A 21,560-nucleotide genomic window follows, 5' to 3' on the forward strand; every position below is an offset into this window, starting at 1 on the left:
TTTTATGTTAGTAGCGGTGCATGTCATTGCGCCTGCATACTGCTTTTACCATATTTATTGGTTTGTCCTATACAAGGAACATCACCAGCACTTGGGCTATGACCACACGGACAAACATGCCCAGCGGATAAACCGACGTATAGCTGATAGATGCAGAGTCGCCTTTCAGCGTGTCGTTGGCATAGCTTAGGGCCATCGGGTTGGCCATAGAGCCGCATAGGATGCCGCATATAGTGCCGAAGTCATATTTGCGTGTAAGCAGGGCGGCTGCTCCTATTATCAGCACCGGTACCACAGTCAGTGCGAAGCCTATGCCTATCCACAGCAGACCTTCGGGGCGCACCACGGTTTCGAAGAACTGATAGCCGGCTTCAAGGCCGAGGCAGGCAAGATAGAGCGACAGGCCCAGCTTGCGCAGCATGAGCGATGCCGACGGCGTGGTGTAGCTTATGAAGTGGGCACGAGAGCCGAGCGAGCCTACCAGTATGCCCATGATGATTGGGCCTCCGGCTATGCCGAGTCTTACGGGGGCGCTCATGCCGGGCAGGCTGAGCGGTATGGTGCCGAGAGCCAGACCGAGCATTATGCCCAGGAATATGGCCGCAAGATTGGGCTCGTTGAGCGTCTGTACGGCGTTGCCCAAAAATCCTTCCACGTGGTTTATGTCCTCAGGTGCGCCAACAACTGTTACGCGGTCGCCATACTGCAGCCTGATGTCGTCGGTGGCCAGCAGCTTTATGTCGCCTCTCTGTATGCGGCTGACGTTCACTCCGTAAGTGTCGCGCAGGTGCAGCTGTCCGAGGTGCTTGCCGTTGAGCACACGGCGTGACAGCACTATGACGCGGCTTTCCACCTGGGCGTCTATGGCATTCCAGTCTATTTTCTTTTTGTTCCAGTCGGTTTCAATCTTCTTTCCCAGCAGAATCTCTATCGACGGAATCTCGTCGGCCATGGTGACCACCAGCACATTGTCGTTGATGTGCAGTTGGGTGTTGGCCAGCGGCATTATCACCTCGCCGTTGCGCCAGATGCGTGAAATGATAAACTTGATATGCGATTTCTGCGATATTTGTGAAAGCGTTTTGCCTTCTAGGGCCGGATTGATAACGACAAACTGCGCCACGTATGTGTTGTCTTCCTCCATGGATATGCGCGGCTCAAGGTCGGCCGGCTTAACCAGCAGCTTTCTGATCAGTATCATTGCCAATATTACGCCCACTACGCCAAGCGGATAAGTAACGGCGCATCCCAGGGCAGCCCCTCCGCTAGGTTGTCCTGCAGCCTCGAGTGCCTGTTGTGCAGCTCCGAGTGCGGGCGTGTTGGTTGTCGCTCCGCACAGTATGCCTACCATGTCGGGCAGGCTGACGGGCAGGACAAGGCAGAGGCCGAGGGCCATGACGGTGCCTATGACTATGACGCCAAGGCTCCACAGGTTGGCGGCTATGCCCTCGTGGCGCAGCAGTCCGAAGAAGTTGGGGCCTACGTAGAGTCCAAGTGTATAAACAAACACGGTAAGTCCGAATGTCTCGGCAAAGTCGAGCATGCTCTTGTCGGCGCTGAGCTGGAAGTGTCCGGCCACGATGCCTACGAAAAATACAAAGGCAACGCCGAGTGATATGCCTTTGACGTGGAGCTTGCCCAATGCTAGTCCGGCCGCTATGATTAGCGACAGCAGTACCATTGTCTGCAGGGCAGAGTGTGTGGTGAAAAGTCCGTTAATCCATTCCATGATATTACCTGGAAAAATTTTTACCTTAAAACTGATTTGCGGTGCAAAAATACAAAACAAATTTAATAAGCAGGCGCATAATCATGATAAAAAGATGTTTCGTGCCTGCAGATTGTTCTTTTATGTCTTTTTATCTTATGTCTTTGCCTGCATTCTGATTTTTGCCGATTCCGCTTATCCATAGTCCGCAGAAGGTTATGAGCCCGTTGAGAAGCAGCAGTTCGTAGCCGAATTTATATCCCGTAGCAGCCGGCACGATGTAGTTGGCGGCAAGACATATCAGAGGTGATGCCACGGCGATATACGGCGCGGCTGTGTCGCTCGCCTTTCTTTTGGTGAGCAGACCGAAGGCAAACAGACCGAGCAGAGGGCCGTAGGTGTAGGAGCAGAGGATGAATATGGCGTCGATCACGCTTGTTGAGTTTATCATCCTGAACAGTAGTATGAACACTGCAAATATCACAGCTATGGCCACATGCACGCGGCGGCGCAGGCCAACGTCGGCCGGACGCTCCTTAATGTCGACGCAATAGCTCGTGGTGAGAGCCGTAAGCGACGAGTCGACAGTGCTGGCTGAAGCTGCCACAATGCCAATGATGAACAGCACCACCACGGCTGAACCCAGCTCGCCCGTGGCGGCAAACATGGGCAGCAGTTCGTCGGGACTGTCGGGCAGGGCCATGCCTTTGCGCCCGGCAAGCATCATGAGCAGAATGCCGAGAGAGAGAAACAGCAGATTGACGGGCACGAACGCAAAGCCGTAAGTGCACATGTCCTTGCGTGCCTCGGCAAGAGTCTTGCACGTAAGGTTCTTCTGCATCATGTTCTGGTTAAGTCCTGTCATGACAATCACGATGAAAGCTCCGCTGACAAGCTGTTTCCAGAAGTTTTGCGTGCTCATCCAGTCGTCAAACACAAACATGCGGCTGTGGCTGTCGGCAACAACAGCCTTTGCTGCTTCGCCTAAGTTCATGTCGAGCTCTCCGGCCACCTTTATTATTATCAGCACCAGCGCACCTAGCATGCATGCCGTCTGCACAGTGTCGGTCCATACCAGAGTCTTTATTCCGCCCTTGTGAGTATAGAGCCATATAAGGAACATCAGCACGGGCACAGTTACGGCAAAGGGCACATTATAGGCATCGAGCACAAAGCGCTGCAGGATGATGCACACGACGTAGAATTTCACTGCCACGGCCGTTAGGTCAGACAGAATGAAAAATGCGGCTCCCGTCTTGTACGACCGCGTCCCGAGGCGTTCGCGCAGGTACGAATATATTGTGGTAAGATTTAGTCTGTAGTATACAGGCAGCAGGATGAAGGCTATGGCAAAATATCCCAGTATGAATCCGATGCACGTCTGCATGTAGGTCATGTCCATGTGCATCGCCATGCCCGGCACAGAAACGAAACTGGCACCGGACACCGATGCGCCAATCATGCCGAAGGCAACCATGTACCATGGCGATTTGCGGTTGGCGCGATAGAATGTTTCATTGTCGGCCTTGCGTGATGTTAGCCGGCTTATGCCGAAGAGGACGGCAAAATAAATCAAGACAGTAATCAGAATAAGCATGATGCAAAGGTAGTGTTTTTTTGTAAACAACAAAGATACTTCAGTGTTTTATTTGTAACCGGCAGAGCTTGTTCGCAGTTAATTTTGTCACAAAAATCCGTTTATCGGCCTTTTTTGCCGTTATATAATAAGGTATGGAATCATATTGTAAGTTTTTTGAATAAATTATTTGAAATTTTCTTGTTTTTTATAAAGAAAAATATTAAATTTGTCGTCGTAAGATGTTGAGAGTAACAAACGGAAATATAAATTGAGATATAAAGGGGCATAAGAGGTCTATTCTGCAGGAAAAGGAGATGCCACACATGGTGGTATAATATCTAGATAGACGTGGTTGGCAAACCGCTGCAGCCTCTTAATCTGGCAACAAAAGAGCCATTGAAAAACTTTTCTCGTGTTCTGTGAATAGTGTTGCAGATAGAAGTTTGACAATAAGCATGCATGGATGGACATCCCCGACGAGGTGCTCGATATGCGTAAATATTAACGTTCAGCACCACTTGAGGATATGCGCTTGAAAAGGCGCTCGATATTCGGCTCCTGATATCTGCCACGCCATGGCGGCAAACATACGTGAGGCAGCTAAGTGCAGATAGAGGAGAACAGAAGGTGATATTGCTTAATCTAAGCGGCCACGGCCTAATAGACATGACTGCTTATGATCAGTATCTCAACGGAGACCTGATTAACTGTTCGTTGTCCGATGACGATATTAAGAAAAACATAAATGCTCTTGATTCCATAGGCTGAAATGCTTAAATATTGTCCGGTCATGCGGATTGATGAAAATGACTTGATGATTATTTATAATATGGTTGATGGAATATAGAGACAAAGTTGATGGATGTTGAAATTTAGGTTGATATAAATTATTGGGAATAAGTTGTGTATAGCCGAATCTTGCAGTGATGCAAGCGGCACAGTGTCTTTATATTCAGTTGTAGTAAGGAGGGACTTGCATAAAAAACATTTATGGCGAGACGGGTGCTGATAAACAAAACACGGATTTACCATACAATGTAATTTTACTCATAGTCACAATTATGCAGTTGTTAGTCATTATGTTTTTTTGCATACTCTCTTTACAATGATAATAAATGGAAAATGATTGATTTTCAGATGTAACACTCGGCTCAAATCCAATTCTGATTTGAGCCGATTTTTGTTTTATAGAATCTGTATCAGCCGCGATAATGCTGCAACTATATTTGAATTTGCTCTTAAATTGGCAGGATGTTTCTTGTCTGTATATATTGTTCTGTTTGACAATAAGTAATGACGGAATAAAAATAGATATTGATGATAATATCATTAAGGATACATTGGTAGGATAAACTTGCAGAATCGTAAATATCTAATGAATTTATTTGCTATTGTGTCTATTTTAGGTCTTTAAGGCGATATCCACGTTTGTATTTTCATGCTATATCTAAGCCGAGTCAGTCTTGACATGATAAATGTGAAGAGCCATATCAATCTCTGCATTTTGGGGTGATGATATGGCTCTTCAGATATTTAAATGATGTAATCGGTTATTTCAGTCCCCATGCTTTAATGGCTATGCTGCTTTCCACCTTGTTCTCCGTATCGTCAGGCAGATTGCAGAAGAAGTCGATGCCCGTAAGTTCTTCGAGCCGGTCTATCGTAACTGCATATAGTGAAAGCGGGTCGTCTGTCCGCCATTCGTCTTTTTTCTGTTCGGCCCAGAATCCTATAGCTCTATAGCCCTCGCTGTTTTTTAGAAGGCATGCCATGAAGAAATATTTTGGTACGATAAGTTTACCCTGTATTCTTGAAATTATCTGGTCTTCATTGTCTATTGTTCCTCCTTTACAGACGTATAGCGTATCAGTCTTTGCTCTGGGAGTCCATGAACGTACCTGATCCTCCATTCTTACCCATAGGCCTTCGCCTTGATCCTGACCACTGTTTGTGTAGCCGTTAAATTTGTGATATTGCGGCTGCATGTTGGTCATATAGAAAGTTTGGTAGTTTGCATCATAAGAAAATTTCCTGTCTGCGTTAGGGCAGATGTGCCCATGCTCATATCCGGAGCCATAATAATAGTCTTCAGCCCAATAATACTCTGAGTCGAGGTTGGTGTCGTTATGATAGCTGTCAGTCACACGGCTGTAATTTCCGGTGTAGCCTTGGTGCATCTGATAGCACGACCAGCGCTGCGATTTCTTGCTACAGTCCCATTCGACACAATAGTTGATTTCGTCTTTGTCATACTGTTTATCGCCTTTGGTCCTGTATATGAGAACTATGCTGTTGCCTCCTTTCAGGCGTGGAAATTCAAGTCGGGTGACAGCCTTGTCTGTGGTAATCTCATTCTTATTGAGATTTATCTCTTCTTTTCCGTTCCCTCCGTTGTCGTTGTCGTCATTGCTGCATGAGACTGTCAGCAGAATAAATGACGGCAGAATTATTGCGAGTTTGAGCAGGGCTGTTTTGCTAAAAATACTTTTTACAGACATAAATTTACTAATAACTATGATGGTATGATAATGAACAATCCGCATAAGCCAGCAAGAAAAAGATGCGGAAAGAGTAGAAATGTCTTTAGACAAAAAGTGCGCTTAAACGTATATGCAACTACGCCCAAACGCACTTTGTATGTTAATCGAAATATGGTAATCTATTATTTGCGAGCTTTACCATAGCGGCTCATGAACTTGTCTACGCGACCAGCTGAGTCAACGAGCTTGCTCTTACCTGTATAGAACGGGTGAGATGTGCTTGAAATTTCGACTTTTACCACCGGGTAAGTTTCGCCTTCAAATTCTACTGTCTCTGTAGTCTTGCATGTAGAACGTGTAAGGAACATATCGCCGTTGGACATATCCTTAAATACGACGGGGCGATAGTTTTCTGGATGAATACCTTTTTTCATTTTGTTCTTAAATATTGTTGTTAAAAATATAATTACACATTACAGGCTGCAAAAATACGAAGATTTCCGCAGCCTGCCAAATGTTTTGGTAATAATTTTTATAAATTATTTTATAATGACTGTTCCTCCCATGCTCAAGGTGAAGTCGTCGATGAGGACATCTCCGCCAGGATTCTTAGAGTTCATAATCACTACGCAATATGTTCCGTCTGCATCAATAGTAAAGGTGTGTGTAACTTTTACCCATTCGCTGCTTGTAATGTCATTTGTGTAGTCGCCATAGAAATAGTTGCCTACTTTTCCGTCTGTAACAGGTACGTATCCCGGACGTACTGATGCTCCTGCAGATGTGGCAGCCTTGGCATAGAATGTCATTGTGTATTCACCGGCTTTGAGCTCTATTTCTTTGTATGATATACGCTTGTTGTATTTTGAATCTCCGGCAACTTTTACTGAATATGAACCGCTGTGAGCGTCTGTACTCATAGAGAGTGTTGCATTTCCGGCTGTAGATGTTGTCGACCAGTTGTTGGGAAGACCTGACACCCATGCCTCAAAGTCGCCATTGGGAGCTGTAAGATCGCCTGTGTCTCCGCCCGGCTGCTCTTCAACAGAACCGTCTTTTACAGAAAGTTTCTTAACTTCCCATGTTGATGACTGCTGGTCGTTGCATGTATGGCGCAGTGCTATAACAACCTTGCTTCCAATATACTCAGCAGGAATGTTGACGCTCTTTTCCATAAATGTGAAGCTTGTGCCTAAGCCGTTTGTGTCATATTCGAGCATCTTCCATGTTGCTGTCTTTACGTCGCCGTTGTAATCTTTGCTTATAACGATAGAGTTGTTGGCGTTGATGTCACCCTTCTCATAGTTGATGGCATGATTAATGGTGATATATGCCTCTGTTGTGCTTGTAAGGTCGATTACAGGGCTTACGAGATATGTAACACCTGCCTGGTTCTCTTTAGAGCCGTCTCCGTTGAAATCCTGGAAACCTGTAACCATGGCGCTTGAGTAGTCGTTATACCATTTAAGGCTTCCGCTTGCAGACTGTGATGTAAATGAACCAAGTGAAGAAGAGAAATCCTGGTCGATATATGTGCCGTCAGGGGTTTCGCTGCCGCCTTCTTCAGGTGCCTTGCCTTCCTGAACCTTGATGCTCTTAACCTCCCATGTTGATGACTGGCTTTCTGAGCAGGTGTGGCGCAGTGCGATAACAACCTTGCTTCCCATGTATGATGCAGGGATGTTTACGCTCTTCTCGCAGAATTCGAAACCTGAGTTCAGACCGTCTGTATTGTAGCTTAACGGCTCCCATGTGGCTGTGTTTACGTCGCCTGAATAATCCTTGCTTATCAGGATAGTGTTGTTTGTATTGATGTCGCCTCGTTCGTAGTTAAGCGCATGGTTGATGGTTATGTATGCGTTTTCAACACCTGTGAGGTCGATTTCGGGGCCAACAAGATATGTAACTCCGGCCTGGTTCTCTTTCTGACCGTCGCCATTGAAGTCCTGGAATCCTGTAACCATAGCGCTTGAATAGTCGTTGTACCATTTGAGCGAGCCGCTTGCTGATACAGATGTGAAGCTGCCTAACGAGTTGGTGAAGCTTTGGTCGAGCAGTACGCCCTCAGGCAAAACTACCTCACCACCGCCGCCTGCGTTGGGATCGTCATAAGGAGCGGGAACGTCTTCGCAACTTGTGAATGAGAATGCTGCCATAGCAAGGGCAAGCACTGAAAATAATATCTTTTTCATAACTGTTGTTCTTTTATTGTTTTGTTAAATGTTTTTTATTCTGATATTTTGAAGTCTGAGTCAGAACGCATCAGTATCTGCCATGTGTTGCTGTAGCGTGTGAAGATACCTGTTATGTCAAGTTTCTCCTGTGGCATTACTGTTCCGGCAAAGTCGGCATACGTGCTTGAGCGTACTACGAATTCGTTTGAAGAGAATCCTTCTATTGGACGGCTTACGCCGTTGCCGCCGTCTTTCTCTGATTCAGGTGCAAAAGTCTTCACGCCGTCGGCATCTTTGAGTCTTACACCCTTTACAACCATGAGGCGTCCGCAGTTCTCTTTCATGTAGCTGGCGTCTTTTGCCTTGCTGATGTCAAACTCGAGAGTGTCTATCTTTGACGCATCAGCTGCGCCCATCAGCTTGAAGTGCTGTTGCCATACAGTCTTGTTCATTCTGCTCGGGAATGTCTTTCCGCTTGCATTGGTATACGGAGTGCCGATTTGCGGCTGGTAGCCGTAGGTTCCGATATAGAGGTCTTTCAGGTTTACAAGTATTTCCTGACCTACAGGCAGAAATCCGAAGAGTCCGCCCTGAGAGATGCAGATAAGTATTGCTCCTGTGCCGTCGTCGACAGCCACTTCGCTATAGATGTTTCCGCCAATGTCGTTTCCTGTTACGCGGGCCTTTATCTGCAGGTCGTCTGTTATGCGCGCCGTGTCGTTCTGGTTGGCCAGGGTTGATGCATATTTGGCTTTTAGGTCGGCAATAGATATTACGTTTGTCTCCTGTATGTCGTTATTGCCGTAGGGCGCGGTGTCTCCTGTCGGGTCGCTCCAGTCTTCGTCCATGCATGATGTAACTGAAAGTCCGAGGGCCAGCGTGAGCATTATCAGTTTTATATATTTAATTTTTTTCATCGTCTTTTGATTTTTAGAATCTGTAAGTAATGTTCAGCATGCCGTTAGTTCCGTAAGCATAGAATTTCATCGGGTTCTTAGAGAAGCGGTATGCGCGGATGTTACCAGAGCTTGTGTAGTCGCTTCTGCTCTGCTCATATCCTCCGGTGCAGAGGTTCTGGTTGTTCAGGATGTTTGTAACCATGAGGTTGATAGAGAGCGATCCTCGTTTCAGATATATGCTTCGTCCGATTGATCCGTCGAGCATGAATCCGCCGTGGCCCTGTGCCTGCTCTAATGCAGATGCGCGCACGTTGCCTTCATTGTCGTAGATGTCGCCTACAGCCTCCTGACGTGCGTTGAGTGTGCTCTCGTATCTGTAGCATGGAGAATAAGAGAGGTAGATGCGGTCGTAGTAGTTGCAGCTGAGGTCGAGATACCATCCGCCGCTGTGATAGCTCAAGCCGAGGCTTGCTGCCGTGAGCGGTGTGCCAGAGTCGCGCATGCCTTTGTTGTATACTATTTCGTCGGTGTAGAGCGCGCTTGTTGAGTTCATGTAGCGTACATGAGCGTTGTTCTTGATTTTGGCGTCGCTGATAGTACCGATAAGCTTGATGTCGAATGCGCTTGTAACCTTGAACTTAAGTCCGGCTTCAACTCCGTAATACTCTTTCTTCATGCCTGTCAGAGATACGTATGAGAACGAGTTGATATCGTCGAAGTAGAAGTTCTGCCAGTCGGTTACGTTTGTCAGATAGCTATAGTAAGCGTTGATGTTGGCATGCAGCCATGATGTCTGCAGCTGATAGCCGATTTCGGTGCTGAACACGCGCTCGTTCTTGAGGTTGAGCACGAAGTCGTTGTTGATTTCAGGAGATGCAAACGCATTTCTTGCCTGAGGTGCGCGGTGCTCATATCCGGCTCCGAAGGTCAGCGTGTTGCCGCGTCCGAGATTGAAGCTTGTGCCGAGCTTGAAGCCTCCGTCGAGGAACTGGGCTGTCTTGCTCTTGCCGTAAGAATTGTTGGCTGCCATACCGTTACGCATTCTACCGTCGCGCTGCATGCTGGTGTATCCCAGTTTTGCTGCTATGGTGTAATGCATAATGCCGAAGTTCTCGCTGTAGCTCGACCATATTTTGCCGTTGTTTACGAGCAGGTTGTAGTCGTAGCCGAATCTGTCGCCCTCTCTTACCACACCGTTGCGGTTGTTAAGGTCGTACTGTATTTCGTCGGCGTTGCGGTCGTATGTTCCCAGGGCGTATGTGTTTATGTTGTGATATGTGGTAGCTCCGAGCAGGTCTTCCATCGTCTGATAGTGCATGCCTTTGTTTGTAGATGCGATGATACCTAAGTTGAGCTGACTGTTCTTGCTGAGCTGCTTGTTCAGCGTTGACGCGAGTGATACTGTCAGCGCGTCGTTGTGCTTGGCCTGGATGTAGTACATGGCGTCGGCTCCCTGTGCTGAAACCTGGCGGTTAGAATAGTACAGGCGGTCCCAGTTTATCTGGCGGTTGGCCTTCGACGAAGTCCAGTAGTCGTATGCCGTGTTCCAGTCAGCCAGGCATTGCTCAGTGCGGTTGGTGGCGTCGGTCTCGTCCCATACGTCATAGTAGCTGCTCGGCATGTTCTTCCAGTAGTTGGGGTGTGGGTTATCAGCATTGTTGTAGTTGAGCTTTGTGCTCTTATACATGCTGTATTTTCCCATGAGCGACGTGGTGAGCTTTGTCTCGTCGTCAATTTTCCAGTCCCATGTCAGCAATGCTGTAGGTGCAAAGTCTGTCACGATGCGCGAGTTGCGCTTCTTGCCGTTCTGATATCCCCAATAAGGGTTATAGTAGCGGTCGTTTGCCAGCCAGTACATCTCGTCAGTACCTGCACCCTGTGATGCACGCTCCGTGGGGTTGCCCCATGTTACTAACGAAAGCGAATGTGCGCCGTCGCCGAACACCTTCTGTACGCCGAGGAAGTAAGAGAGCGAGTTGTAGAATGTTCCCTCAACATATCCCTCGTTGGCCCAGCGGTAAGTTACGTTGCCCGAGAAGGCCCATCCCTTGCTGTTGAGTCCTGAGTTGAATGTGTACATTCCGCGCAGGGTGTAGTTGCGGTTTGCGCCGCTCAGCGTCAGCCTGTGGCCTGTGGGCATGGCAGCCGGGCGGAAGTTATAGTTGTTTGCACCGCCCATTGACGGCATGGCAAAGTTGTTGCTCTCAAAGGGCAATGAGAATTCCATATTGCGTGTCTGTTGGTTGAGTCCGCCTACGACCGAATAGCGGAACTGTCCAGACTCGATGTCGTTCATCGGTACGCCGTTAATGTAGATGTCGTTGAATTTCTGGTCGAATGCACGGTAGCGGAAACGCATAGGTGAGAACAGATATCCAACCTCGCTTGCATAGATGTTTGAGTTAGAGTTCACTATGGTTACGTTTTGTGACATGTCATCGTCTTCGCCCAATTGTGCCTCCGTGAATGTGAATGCCGACTCACTCAAGACGGCACCCCTTTGCCCTATGGAATCGCTTTGCGCATGCAGCAAAGGCGTATAGCATAAAGCAATCACTGCTAATTTCAGCTTTTTTTGCATAATAATGGTTTTAGGTAATAAACTTTTGGCAAAGATAATTTTTTTTAGATAAACATCAAAAATAAAACAAAAAATAATCTTTTTGCTTGCTTCTTTTTGTGTTAAATTTAATCAGAGTGTAATATCTCCACGTTCATTGGCCTTGAATAGCCCGTTTTTACTAGCTTTATGCAACTTTAACAAGCGGTGTTCTTGCAGTTTGCTTTTTTGTTCTATTTTTCGCATGCCACGGTTTTTATGCAGTTTTAGCCTGCGTTTTTTCCAATGCAGTTTTTGTATTCTTTCGTGCAGTTTTTTGTCCGTGTATTATGGTTGGCAAAATGCCGTTTTGCAAAAGGTGTCTTTTGGCTTCCGAAAGACCATCTTTTACATTGCAATATGCCACCTTTTGCAGCCTAAAAGAATACCTTTTACAATGCCGTTTGTAACTTATTGTATGTCAGTGTGTTATCTCTTTGTCTGCGAGCGCCGTGCGCACGGCTGTCTTTGTCCGGCTGTGGGCTTGTGCGTATGTGCAGTTTGGTCAGCGTGTTCCATGCAGATGTTGAGCTGCGTTGAGGCTTGCCGTGATGTTGCCGGTTGCGGCAGTCTTGGGCCGATGCGTTGTTTTGGGCCGGCGCGGGCTTTAAGTTGCAATATGGGCACATGCTGGCGTGCTGTGACGTATCCTTCAGGTTTCTCCCGGTTGGCGCTGATGTGGGTTTTTGGCGCAGTGTGTCATTATTGTTACTTGTTTTCTACAAATTTGTTTCAAAATCCGGATAATCAAAAAATAAAGTATCTAATTTTTTGAATTATCTTTAAGTTGCATTATCTTTGCAAAAATAACCACCACCTCCGAAAAGCCATGCTTTCAGCATTGCCATGGGGGATAAATCAGAAAATTGTATTGAAGAAACAATGATTTTTATATTATGAAAAAGTTTAATCTGTTAATTGTTTTGTCTCTCTGGCTTGTTGCCGTGAGCAGTTTTGCACAGAAAAAATACTCAGTGTATGCCGTAGGTTTCTACAATCAGGAAAACCTTTTCGACACATGTCATGATGAAGGCAAGAAAGACTATGAGTATCTGCCCACAGGTTCGTCGCGCTGGAACGGTCTTAAGTATTCGCATAAGTTGCGCAACATGGCCAAGGTGCTGGCCGATATGGGCACCGACGTGCTGCCTGACGTGGGATGTGCTGTGATAGGACTGTCTGAGGTTGAAAACGCCAATGTGCTCAACGACCTTACGGCGCAGGAGCCTCTTCGCGCGCGTGGATATAAATATGTACATATTGAAGGACCCGACAGCCGCGGTATCGACTGTGCGCTGCTCTACAATCCGTCTATGTTCACAGTCAATAAGTCTACACTGCTGCCATACATTCCCGACGAGACCATGCCTGCCAACTTCCGCACGCGCGGATTCCTCACCGTTACCGGCGAGCTTGCCGGCGAGCCTGTTACGGTCATCGTGTGCCACTGGCCGAGCCGTTTTTCAGGATCTTCATATCGTGAGAGGGCTGCACAGCTCGTCAAGAATATCAAGGATTCGCTTGTCAGCGAAAACCCGGCAATGAAGGTGCTCGTTATGGGCGACATGAACGACGACCCGACAAACAAGAGCATGAAAGACATATTGGGAGCAAAGGCCGAAGTGAAGGACGTAAAGGACGGCGACATGTATAATCCGTGGTATAACATCCTGACAAAGCAGGGCGTGGGCACGCTCTCATATCAGGGCTCATGGAATCTTTTCGACCAGATAGTGCTTACGCCAAACATGCTTAACCGCGACGGCAAGAAAGACTTCTCGACACTGAAGTTCTGGAAGAATCAGATATTCCGCCGCGACTATCTCTTCAACAATGAAGGAAAATACAAGGGCACGCCTAAGCGTACACACGGAGGAGGCATCTGGCTCGACGGATACAGCGACCACCTGCCTGTTGTTGTTTACTTGGTAAAAGAGCAGAAATGAGCGTTACAGAAGAACATCCGCTAAGGCCTTTTCTGCCTGAAAACACACGGTTGCTGATGCTCGGCAGTTTTCCGCCGGCACGCAACCGTTGGTGTATGGATTTCTTTTATCCCAACTTCATCAATGACATGTGGCGCATATTCGGCCATATCTTCTTCGGCGACAAATTGCATTTTGTAGACAGTGATGCGAAGATTTTCCGACGTGAGGACATCATCAGTTTCCTTAACGAAAAGGGCATAGGTCTCTACGACACGGCGTGCAAGGTGTGCCGCACAAAGAATACGGCATCAGACAAAGACCTTGAGATTGTTGAAGCCACCGACCTCGGCTCGCTGCTGGACTCAATACCAACATGCCGCGCCGTGATAACCACGGGACAGAAAGCTACGGACACATTTGCCTCTTACTTCGGAATAAAGCAGCCGAAGGTGGGCGAGGGCGTCAGCTTTTCTGCCTTAGGCCGCAGTCTGACGCTATACCGCATGCCGAGCAGTTCGCGCGCATATCCGATGAAGATTGAGCGTAAGGCCGAATATTATGAAAAAGCCTTCAGGCAACTTGGCCTTATTTAAGCAATAAAGTTATTAACCATAAATCCGCAGGGCATATCCACCTTATTAAATATAAGACAACTGCCTGCGACTAAAAAACATATAGAGTATGACCATTATTGGAATAGCCGGTGGAACAGGTTCGGGCAAGACCACCGTTGTGAGAAAGATAGCCGAGGCGCTGCCGCCGCATCATGTGGTTGTGGTTCCGCTCGACTCATATTATAACGACACGTCGCACATGACCGAGGAGGAGCGTCATGCCATAAACTTTGACCATCCGGACGCTTTCGACTGGAAACTGCTTATCAAGCAGGTTAACGAACTGAGAAACGGACAGGCCGTTGAGCAGCCCACATATTCGTATATCAAGTGTAACCGCCTGAAAGAGACGCTGCACGTTGAGCCGAAGCCGGTGATAATCATTGAAGGCATCATGACTCTGCTCAACAAGAAACTGCGCGACATGATGGACCTGAAGATATTTGTTGACACCGACTCGGATGAGCGTCTGATACGCAACATACAGCGCGACGTGCTCGAACGCGGGCGCACCGTAGACATGGTTATCAGCCGTTATCTCGAAGTGCTTAAGCCCATGCACGAACAGTTTATCGAGCCTACAAAGAAGTATGCCGACCTCATAATTCCGCAGGGAGGAGAGAACCATAAGGGAATAAACATCCTTTGTAAATACATTGAAAGTCTTGTAAACGTTTAATGCCTCTTCATTGTAGCGTTGACGGCATTAAACCTCATTCTTATAACAAAACAATAAAGGCTGCCCGACATTGTCACGGCAGCCTTTATTGTTATTAGTCTTTGTCTTTTATTGTCATATTTGTCTCGATGCGCTTGCGCTCACGGTGAATCTTAAATGCGTTGACGCATTCCGTTGCGCCGTACAGCAGCAGGCACCATCCTATGATAAGCAGCGGCAGCGATGCCGTTTCCATTGGCTTAATCAGTACAAGTAATCCTGTGAGGAATATCACCGACGGGCATATCCAGAACCACAGTGGCACGCGGAACATCCTTTTGGCATTGACCAGAACCATAAACTGGTTTATGGCTCCGAGGATGATTATGGCTCCGAGAAAGTACATCAGCGACTTGACAAACAGACCCGGCACTATGGTCAGTATCAGACCGAGCAGCACGCTGCCTATTCCTACAATAGGGAATGTAGGCTTGCCCGTTACAATAAGTCGTCCCTGAGCGTCGTAAATTTCAGTGTCTGATGCGTGCGTCCTGGCGTTCAGATATACCGCACACGATATTGCACCCGACACGAGGAACAGCAGTCCGATGGCAATGGTTATGCCTTTCACGGTGTTGTCGGGATTGTTTATCAGCAGTATGCCGATAATTATTGCGCATATAGCGCGAAAAACAGAACTTTGCAATACTTTCATGTCTGTAGATTTTATTTAGATTTTCTTTTATATATAGTCCTTAAGGATTATTATTGTCATGCAGCCTTTATGCTGTTTTATTCTTCCTGCCGGCCATGCGGCATTCTGGCTGTAAGTTCTTTGCTCTTTCTTACAAAGATAGTGCGTTTTGTCTTTGTTTACAATAAGTTTAACTTATTTTATACAAAGAATGATAACAAAGTGATGCTGGCCGTGTCCGGCTTGACTTTATCCCGCTGCCGGCACTGTATATTGGCGCTGTTAATATGCATGCAAAGGCTTTCGTGTCCTGCCGTCAGCTAAAAAACAGATAACATCAGGCTTAAGCTGACTTTTATTTTGTTTTGTTCTCGTTATGTGTTACCTTTGCATTGATTTGAAAACTAAAGAAATATGACAACGCTTTATCTTGTAAGGCACGGCGAGACTGTGGGCAACGCAAACCACATCATGCAGGGACAGACGCATGGCGAGCTTAACGACAAAGGACGTGAGCAGGCCCGCGAACTGGCTGTGCAGATGTCATCCGAGCATATAGATGTCTTTGTGGCGAGCGATTTGTGGCGTGCTGTTGAGACATGTAGAATATTGGCAGAGCCTTACGGGGCTGAAGTTATTAACACGGAACTGCTCAGAGAGCGCGACTGGGGCAGCTTTACCGGACGTTACATACCTGACTTGAAGGATGTTGAATGGCCTGATGACATAGAGACAATTGACGCTTTGAAATCAAGGGCAAGGCGCTTTATTGATTTTATACGTGAGAATTTTCCTGAAAAGAGAGTGCTTGCCGTTGGGCATGGCATTATAAACAAGGCCATTCAGGCTGTGTTTTATGACAAGGAAATGAAGGATATTGCGCCTATGCGCAATACGGAGGTAAGACAGTTGATGCTTTAGTCCTGGCAGGCTATAAGTCTGCCGGGCGCTTATGGCAGTTCATCTGATTGTTGCCTGTTGCCGTCAGATGTTCTCCGTAGGCGCAGTATTGTCTGTATTATGCGATTGCATAAGGCACTGATTACGGCAAAAAACATAGGACCGACGAGGATTTCTCCTGTCGGTCCTGGTGTTTTTGGACTGTTGAAGACCATGTATCTTGCTGTTTAAGAAGTAGTCTTTATTGTAGGAATTGCAGATTTCAGTCCTCAACAGTCACTTATTTTGTTATCAGTTTTAATGTTTCTTCCTCTTGTCGGCAGCATTACTCTTTGTTAACGTCCCTGTTTGTTGTTTATGTTTGCGGCAAATTATTCTGTCGTGTCAATGATGCCGGGCTCATGCTGTTATGATATTGTCTGTTTGCATGGCTTTGCTTTTATCTTCGTCCGCCAAAGTGTCTGCCGCTGTTTCCGCCAGATGAGCTTTTTCGGCTGCTGCTTCCGCTGCTCTTAAATGAGCGTGTGGGAGTGCTTCTGTTTCCGCTGAAGCTCTTGGTTGACCTCTGTGGACTGAAAGTATTGTTGGGAGTCTTAATCTGGCGGCTGATGCCTTGCCTCCTGTTCCTGTTGAAGTTCATGCTTCCGTTGCCGTTTGGTCTCGGTCTTGCTGTTGTCCGCGTACTGCTTTCACGGTTGTTCCTTCTGAAACTTTTTTGTCCCTTCAGGTTGCTTCCGTTGATGTTCCCTTTTACATTCTGAATGGTTTTTATGTTTTCTGGTCTGCGGTTGAAGTTGCGGCCCCATCCGTTTTCTCTTGGCCGCCTGTTGTCTCTGTCTCTTCCGGAGAAAGCACCTTTATGGCCTCTTCCGTAGTCGCCGCGGTCAAATCTGTCTCTCATGCCGTGGCCTCTGTTTATACTTCCGTGGTTAAACGTGCGCCCTTTATACCAGCTGCATCCTCCGTTATGGTGCCAGCTGTGACCTCCGCGATATGATATGTATACAGTCGGATGGCTGAAGTAGAAGTAGTCGCGTCGGGGATAGCGGGCGTAAATTGCAAAGTGCCATACTCCGGAGGTCCAGTAAAGCGGGCGGTAGAAGTATGTTGCGGCGCAGAATGCCCTGTATTGCCAGTCGAGCAGAATGTAGCTGAAGTCGAGGTTGCGTTGTGTCCAGTATGTGCCATACAGGTCATCGTATGTGTTGATGCTCATCAGATAGTCGAGATTCACCTCGTATGCTGCATCATATTGCTCCTCGTTCAGGTTCAGCTCATAGGCCATTTTGTCCGTCAGAAACAGTGCCTGTTCGCGTGCCTGACTATAACTCATCGCCTTTGTTGCGGTGGTGAGTGTCAGCAGGGTTGTCAGTATTATTATAAACTTGTTCATGTCAAAGCCTTTCTGTTTTCTTTTTAACCGTATGCAAAGAAAGCTATAATTATTCATATGTAAAAAGGTTTTTCCCTAACTTCAAGGGGGAAAATCCCTATTTTGTGTTTATTCTGCATATAGATGCCGTATTTTTACGTTATATTCAGTGCTGTTTTTATATCTGATGGTGTGCCGTAAATTCTTTATTTAAAGACTGATATAAGTCTTTTGAATGGTAAATGTAATATTTTTTAATAAATGGCGTTATATATTAAAATTTGTTTTTGATGAAATCATTATTACTCGCTTTATTATTATTGTCATCTGCCGGTCAGGCTTTTTCACAAGGATGGGAAGAAGACAAGCCTGAGAAACTGCGTCTCGACAAGGGACTTAAATATAATGTTGAGATGCAGGCCGACTTCTCTTCGGGAAGTACGCCGCTTTGGCTCAATGCCAACAGATACGGACTTAGCTCGCTCGACGAAACTAACGGATATGTCAGGGCTGGTCTGTTCAGGCCTTTGCGCACTGATTCGGCCAGACGGTGGGGAGTAGGCTATGGCGTAGATCTTGCCGTGCCTTATAATTATACAAGCAATTTCGTTGTCCAGCAGGCTTTCGTTGAGGCACGCTGGCTTCATGGAGTGCTTACCGTCGGAAGCAAACAGTATCCAATGGAGCTGAAGGACGACCGCCTGAGCAGCGGTTCGCAGACGTTCGGCATTAACGCAAGACCTGTGCCACAGGTGCGTTTGGCTCTGCCTGATTATTGGACTCTGCCTTTTGCCAACGGCTGGCTTCACCTAAAGGGACACATTGCCTACGGAATGATGACTGATGACGGATGGCAGCATGACTTTACAGGAAAGAAGAGCAAATATGCCGACAATGTGCTGTATCACAGCAAGGCAGGATATTTGAAGTTTGGAAATGAGAATTTCTTTTGTCCTTTCTCGTTTGAACTTGGACTTGAGATGGCTTCAACTTTCGGCGGAACGTCGTATCAGCCTGACGGAAATGGAGGCATGACAGCCATAAAAGGCGACACCGGTTTCAGTGCATTCTGGAATGCTTTTATTCCAGGCGGAGCAGATGTTGGCGAGACTACCTATCAGAACGCCGAAGGCAATCAGGTAGGAAGCTGGCTCGTGCGCCTTAACTGGGAAGAAGACCTGTGGCGTTTCAGCATCTATGCCGACAAATATTTTGAAGATCATTCAGCCATGTTCCTGGTTGACTATGACGGATATGGCGAGGGAAGCGAGTGGCAGGAAAAGAAGAAAAGCCGCTATCTTCTGTATGACTTTAAAGACATTATGCTTGGTGCAGAGTTCAGAATGAACTATGACAGATGGGTGAACGGCGTGGTGTTTGAGTATATTTATTCGAAATATCAGAGCGGTCCTATTTATCACGACCATACAAGTACGATACCCGACCATATTGGCGGCAAGGATAATTTCTATAATCACGGAATATATACAGGCTGGCAGCATTGGGGGCAGGTGATGGGCAATCCGCTCTACCGTTCGCCGCTGTATAATTCTGACGGCACGATATGTGTGAAGGACAACCGCTTCATGGCTTTCCATCTCGGTATAGACGGATGTCCTATTGAGCGCTTTACCTATAGATTGCTGGCTTCGTGGCAGGAAGGCCTGGGTACTTATGACGACCCGTATGGCAAGAGCCGCCACAATTTCAGCTTTATGCTTGAGGGACAATACGCCTTTGGCGGCAAACTGCTGAAGGGATGGAGCGTTAAGGGAGCTTATGGCATGGATCTTGGCAGCATACTTGGCAACAATTACGGATTTCAGTTGACGGTGGCAAAGACCGGAATTCTTAATTTATAATTACGTATATGAAGATGAAACATTGTTACATAAATATTTTTATAGCTTTTGTTGTTTCCATGATGTTTGGTGCGTGTGAGATACGGACGCTTGACAATGGCGACCTTGACGGTATGTGGCATTTGACGCGAGTAGACACGCTGGCCACGTCGACCACAGCAGATCTTGGCAATGAGCGAATCTACTGGTCGTTTCAGGCCAGGCTGTTGCAGCTCGACGATAAGTCGGGGATGCATCAGAGCCTGTTGATGAGATTTGAACATAATGGTGCCACCCTTCGTCTTTATGACCCTTATATCTATGACCGTGAAAATGGTGACAAGCCCCTTGAGGACATTACGCTGCTTAATCCTTTTGGAATTGTGGCGCCTGACGAGACGTATACCATAGAAAGTCTTAGTGGAAACAAGATGATATTGTTGTCGGGTACTTATCGTATGTATTTCAAAAAATTGTAGTCAGGGTATAAACTTGTACTCCGTTAAGATACAAGTGTAAATATATTATCTGTGGTTTTGGGCCACCCTATTTGAGGGTTTGTGGGATATATACAATTGGTGCCACGCTTTTGGGTGATGTAAATTATAATTATTTGATATCTGTGGCATGAGCCGAGTGCCGTGATTTTGATGTTTCTTGATTTAGTATTTTGAACATTAAAATGGCATTTGCAGGCGGCTCATGCCACATTTTTATTTTTATGCAGTAATGGCTGCAGCGACATGTTTATCTTATCTATATTTTTCGTAGCTTGTAAAAGATTGTTTCCTGCATTTTAAAAGGTGATGTTATACAAATAAAAAAGCGTCCATTCGCATTGCAAATGGACGCTTTTAATAATCTTGATGATATTTGTTTAACTTTTAACTCTCTCAGAAACAACTTTTATATCGCCTACGTGCGAATGCTTTCTCATTATTATATAGTTGAGCGCAAGGTTCACGCCGATGTATATTAACACGTCTATGATAAACACAACAGTGTTGCTCATTGCCATAAGCATGAAGTGGTTGGCTGCAACATAAAATACAGCCAATAGCAATATTGCTACAAGAGCTTTGTGCTGAGTGCATCCGGCACTCATAAACTTATGGTGAATGTGTGTCTTGTCGGCAGAAAAAGGCGACCTCTTGTGGTAAATCCTCATCATGAAAACCCTGACAACATCAAACATGGGTACCAGAAGAAGGGTAAAGGCTATGATGAAGTCGAATTTGTGGTGAGACATAACAGCCGTATTGTTCATAGAATATTTTATACAGAGAAAACCGAGCAGGTAACCCAGCGTAAGGCTTCCTGAGTCGCCCATGAATATCTTTCGGTTGTTCTCAGCCGATCCGAACAGGTTGAAGTACATAAATGCCACAAGCACACCTATCAGGCCTGCAATCAGTATAGAATAGCTCCATACGTTCTGAACGATGAACATATAGAGAAAACCAGACAGGGCTATTATTGACAAACTGGCCGCAAGGCCGTCTATTCCGTCAATAAGGTTGATGGCATTGTCGATAAACACAATAGTAAGCACCGTCAGCGGAAAACCTATATAATAAGGGATCTCATGAATACCGAAAAAGCCGTACATATTGTTGATATACAGTCCAGACAAAGGCAGAGTGCAGGCTGCGATAATCTGCACGATAAACTTGATGAGCGGCGAAAGCCCCAAAATGTCATCAACTATGCCCATTACATATATCATCAGCATGCTCAGCAGGAAATAAATGCTCCACAGGTTGATTGTTACCTGCTTGTCGGTAGTGTTGATTACATACAACGCTGCGGCAAACGACAGCAGCATGCTGGGCATGAAGGATATTCCTCCAAGCCGCGGAATGGCGTTGTGATGTATTTTTCGTGCGTCGGGTATGTCATAAAGCTTACGCGACTTGCAGAAGTTAAGTATCAGCGGGATAAACAAAAAACCGCATATGGCACTGATGATGAATACCCCGATAATGCATAATATGTAGATGTTCATAAAATTTCGTTAGTGCGATTACTTTTTATAAAACCCTAATAATCTTAAAATATTGCATGACTGGATGAATTTATTTTAAATTTATATGACATTTATGCTGTCCCAATTG

16 protein-coding genes and 1 pseudogene are annotated in these 21,560 nt (G+C 46.3%); 7 read left to right on the forward strand and 10 right to left on the reverse strand.

Annotated features, from left to right (window positions below; all coding sequences use genetic code 11):
- Nucleotides 1-67 precede the first annotated feature (67 nt).
- Nucleotides 68-1,729, reverse strand: a complete 1,662-nt coding sequence (locus tag ACU52_RS06155) for a putative transporter (protein ID WP_053398142.1) — start codon at nucleotides 1,727-1,729, stop codon at nucleotides 68-70.
- A 130-nt stretch (nucleotides 1,730-1,859) separates the two neighbouring features.
- Nucleotides 1,860-3,305: a sodium:solute symporter gene (locus tag ACU52_RS06160; protein ID WP_053398143.1), complete on the reverse strand. Its 1,446-nt coding sequence runs from the start codon at nucleotides 3,303-3,305 to the stop codon at nucleotides 1,860-1,862.
- A gap of 536 nt (nucleotides 3,306-3,841) precedes the next feature.
- On the opposite strand from ACU52_RS06160, the pseudogene ACU52_RS15560 reads away from it, so the two are divergent.
- A pseudogene (locus ACU52_RS15560) lies at nucleotides 3,842-4,055 on the forward strand (TrpB-like pyridoxal phosphate-dependent enzyme); the annotation flags it as partial.
- Between the two features lie 782 nt (nucleotides 4,056-4,837).
- Here the strand turns inward: ACU52_RS15560 and ACU52_RS06165 are convergent.
- From ACU52_RS06165 to ACU52_RS06185, 5 genes are all read right to left on the reverse strand, one after another.
- Nucleotides 4,838-5,785, reverse strand: a complete 948-nt coding sequence (locus ACU52_RS06165; RefSeq protein WP_053398144.1) for a DNA/RNA non-specific endonuclease — start codon at nucleotides 5,783-5,785, stop codon at nucleotides 4,838-4,840.
- A gap of 164 nt (nucleotides 5,786-5,949) precedes the next feature.
- The gene (locus ACU52_RS06170) at nucleotides 5,950-6,201 is read right to left on the reverse strand and encodes a type B 50S ribosomal protein L31 (protein ID WP_021851667.1); all 252 of its coding nucleotides are present in this window, start codon (nucleotides 6,199-6,201) and stop codon (nucleotides 5,950-5,952) included.
- Between the two features lie 105 nt (nucleotides 6,202-6,306).
- A complete protein-coding gene (locus tag ACU52_RS06175) occupies nucleotides 6,307-7,959 on the reverse strand; it encodes a choice-of-anchor J domain-containing protein (RefSeq protein WP_053398145.1) in 1,653 nt (550 codons plus the stop codon).
- Between the two features lie 35 nt (nucleotides 7,960-7,994).
- The gene (locus tag ACU52_RS06180) at nucleotides 7,995-8,858 is read right to left on the reverse strand and encodes a DUF5689 domain-containing protein (protein ID WP_053398146.1); all 864 of its coding nucleotides are present in this window, start codon (nucleotides 8,856-8,858) and stop codon (nucleotides 7,995-7,997) included.
- A gap of 13 nt (nucleotides 8,859-8,871) precedes the next feature.
- The gene (locus tag ACU52_RS06185) at nucleotides 8,872-11,421 is read right to left on the reverse strand and encodes a TonB-dependent receptor (protein ID WP_021853989.1); all 2,550 of its coding nucleotides are present in this window, start codon (nucleotides 11,419-11,421) and stop codon (nucleotides 8,872-8,874) included.
- A gap of 914 nt (nucleotides 11,422-12,335) precedes the next feature.
- Between ACU52_RS06185 and ACU52_RS06190 the strand changes: the two genes are divergently transcribed.
- The 3 genes from ACU52_RS06190 to udk all read left to right on the forward strand — a co-directional run bounded on the left by ACU52_RS06190 (nucleotide 12,336) and on the right by udk (nucleotide 14,660).
- Complete coding sequence (locus ACU52_RS06190) at nucleotides 12,336-13,385, forward strand: endonuclease/exonuclease/phosphatase family protein (protein ID WP_053398147.1); 1,050 nt, start codon at nucleotides 12,336-12,338, stop codon at nucleotides 13,383-13,385.
- Nucleotides 13,382-13,960 carry a uracil-DNA glycosylase family protein gene (locus ACU52_RS06195; protein ID WP_053398148.1) on the forward strand — a complete coding sequence of 193 codons (579 nt, stop codon included), beginning with the start codon at nucleotides 13,382-13,384 and terminating at the stop codon, nucleotides 13,958-13,960. Before ACU52_RS06190 ends, ACU52_RS06195 begins: the two co-directional genes overlap by 4 nt.
- Before the next feature lie 88 nt (nucleotides 13,961-14,048).
- Nucleotides 14,049-14,660 carry a uridine kinase gene (udk, locus tag ACU52_RS06200; protein ID WP_021853986.1) on the forward strand — a complete coding sequence of 204 codons (612 nt, stop codon included), beginning with the start codon at nucleotides 14,049-14,051 and terminating at the stop codon, nucleotides 14,658-14,660.
- Between the two features lie 94 nt (nucleotides 14,661-14,754).
- Here udk and ACU52_RS06205 read toward each other — a convergent pair whose 3' ends face one another.
- Complete coding sequence (locus ACU52_RS06205) at nucleotides 14,755-15,354, reverse strand: DUF308 domain-containing protein (RefSeq protein ID WP_053398149.1); 600 nt, start codon at nucleotides 15,352-15,354, stop codon at nucleotides 14,755-14,757.
- 393 nt (nucleotides 15,355-15,747) lie between these two features.
- Here ACU52_RS06205 and ACU52_RS06210 point away from each other — a divergent pair, with 393 nt between their 5' ends.
- Nucleotides 15,748-16,254, forward strand: a complete 507-nt coding sequence (locus ACU52_RS06210; protein WP_053398150.1) for a histidine phosphatase family protein — start codon at nucleotides 15,748-15,750, stop codon at nucleotides 16,252-16,254.
- A 418-nt stretch (nucleotides 16,255-16,672) separates the two neighbouring features.
- On the opposite strand, the gene ACU52_RS06215 is transcribed toward ACU52_RS06210, so the two are convergent.
- Nucleotides 16,673-17,626: a hypothetical protein gene (locus tag ACU52_RS06215; RefSeq protein WP_053398151.1), complete on the reverse strand. Its 954-nt coding sequence runs from the start codon at nucleotides 17,624-17,626 to the stop codon at nucleotides 16,673-16,675.
- 269 nt (nucleotides 17,627-17,895) lie between these two features.
- On the opposite strand from ACU52_RS06215, the gene ACU52_RS06220 reads away from it, so the two are divergent.
- Together ACU52_RS06220 and ACU52_RS06225 are read left to right on the forward strand one after the other, a co-directional pair.
- Complete coding sequence (locus ACU52_RS06220) at nucleotides 17,896-19,467, forward strand: capsule assembly Wzi family protein (protein WP_053398152.1); 1,572 nt, start codon at nucleotides 17,896-17,898, stop codon at nucleotides 19,465-19,467.
- 59 nt (nucleotides 19,468-19,526) lie between these two features.
- Entirely contained in the window at nucleotides 19,527-19,925 is a 399-nt protein-coding gene (locus tag ACU52_RS06225) for a lipocalin-like domain-containing protein (RefSeq protein ID WP_162207753.1), read from the forward strand.
- Nucleotides 19,926-20,323: 398 nt separating this feature from the next.
- Here ACU52_RS06225 and ACU52_RS06230 read toward each other — a convergent pair whose 3' ends face one another.
- Entirely contained in the window at nucleotides 20,324-21,451 is a 1,128-nt protein-coding gene (locus tag ACU52_RS06230) for an MraY family glycosyltransferase (RefSeq protein ID WP_053398154.1), read from the reverse strand.
- Nucleotides 21,452-21,560 lie beyond the last annotated feature (109 nt).

It is taken from the genome of Xylanibacter rarus (assembly GCF_001275135.1).
Lineage (GTDB): Bacteria > Bacteroidota > Bacteroidia > Bacteroidales > Bacteroidaceae > Prevotella > Prevotella rara.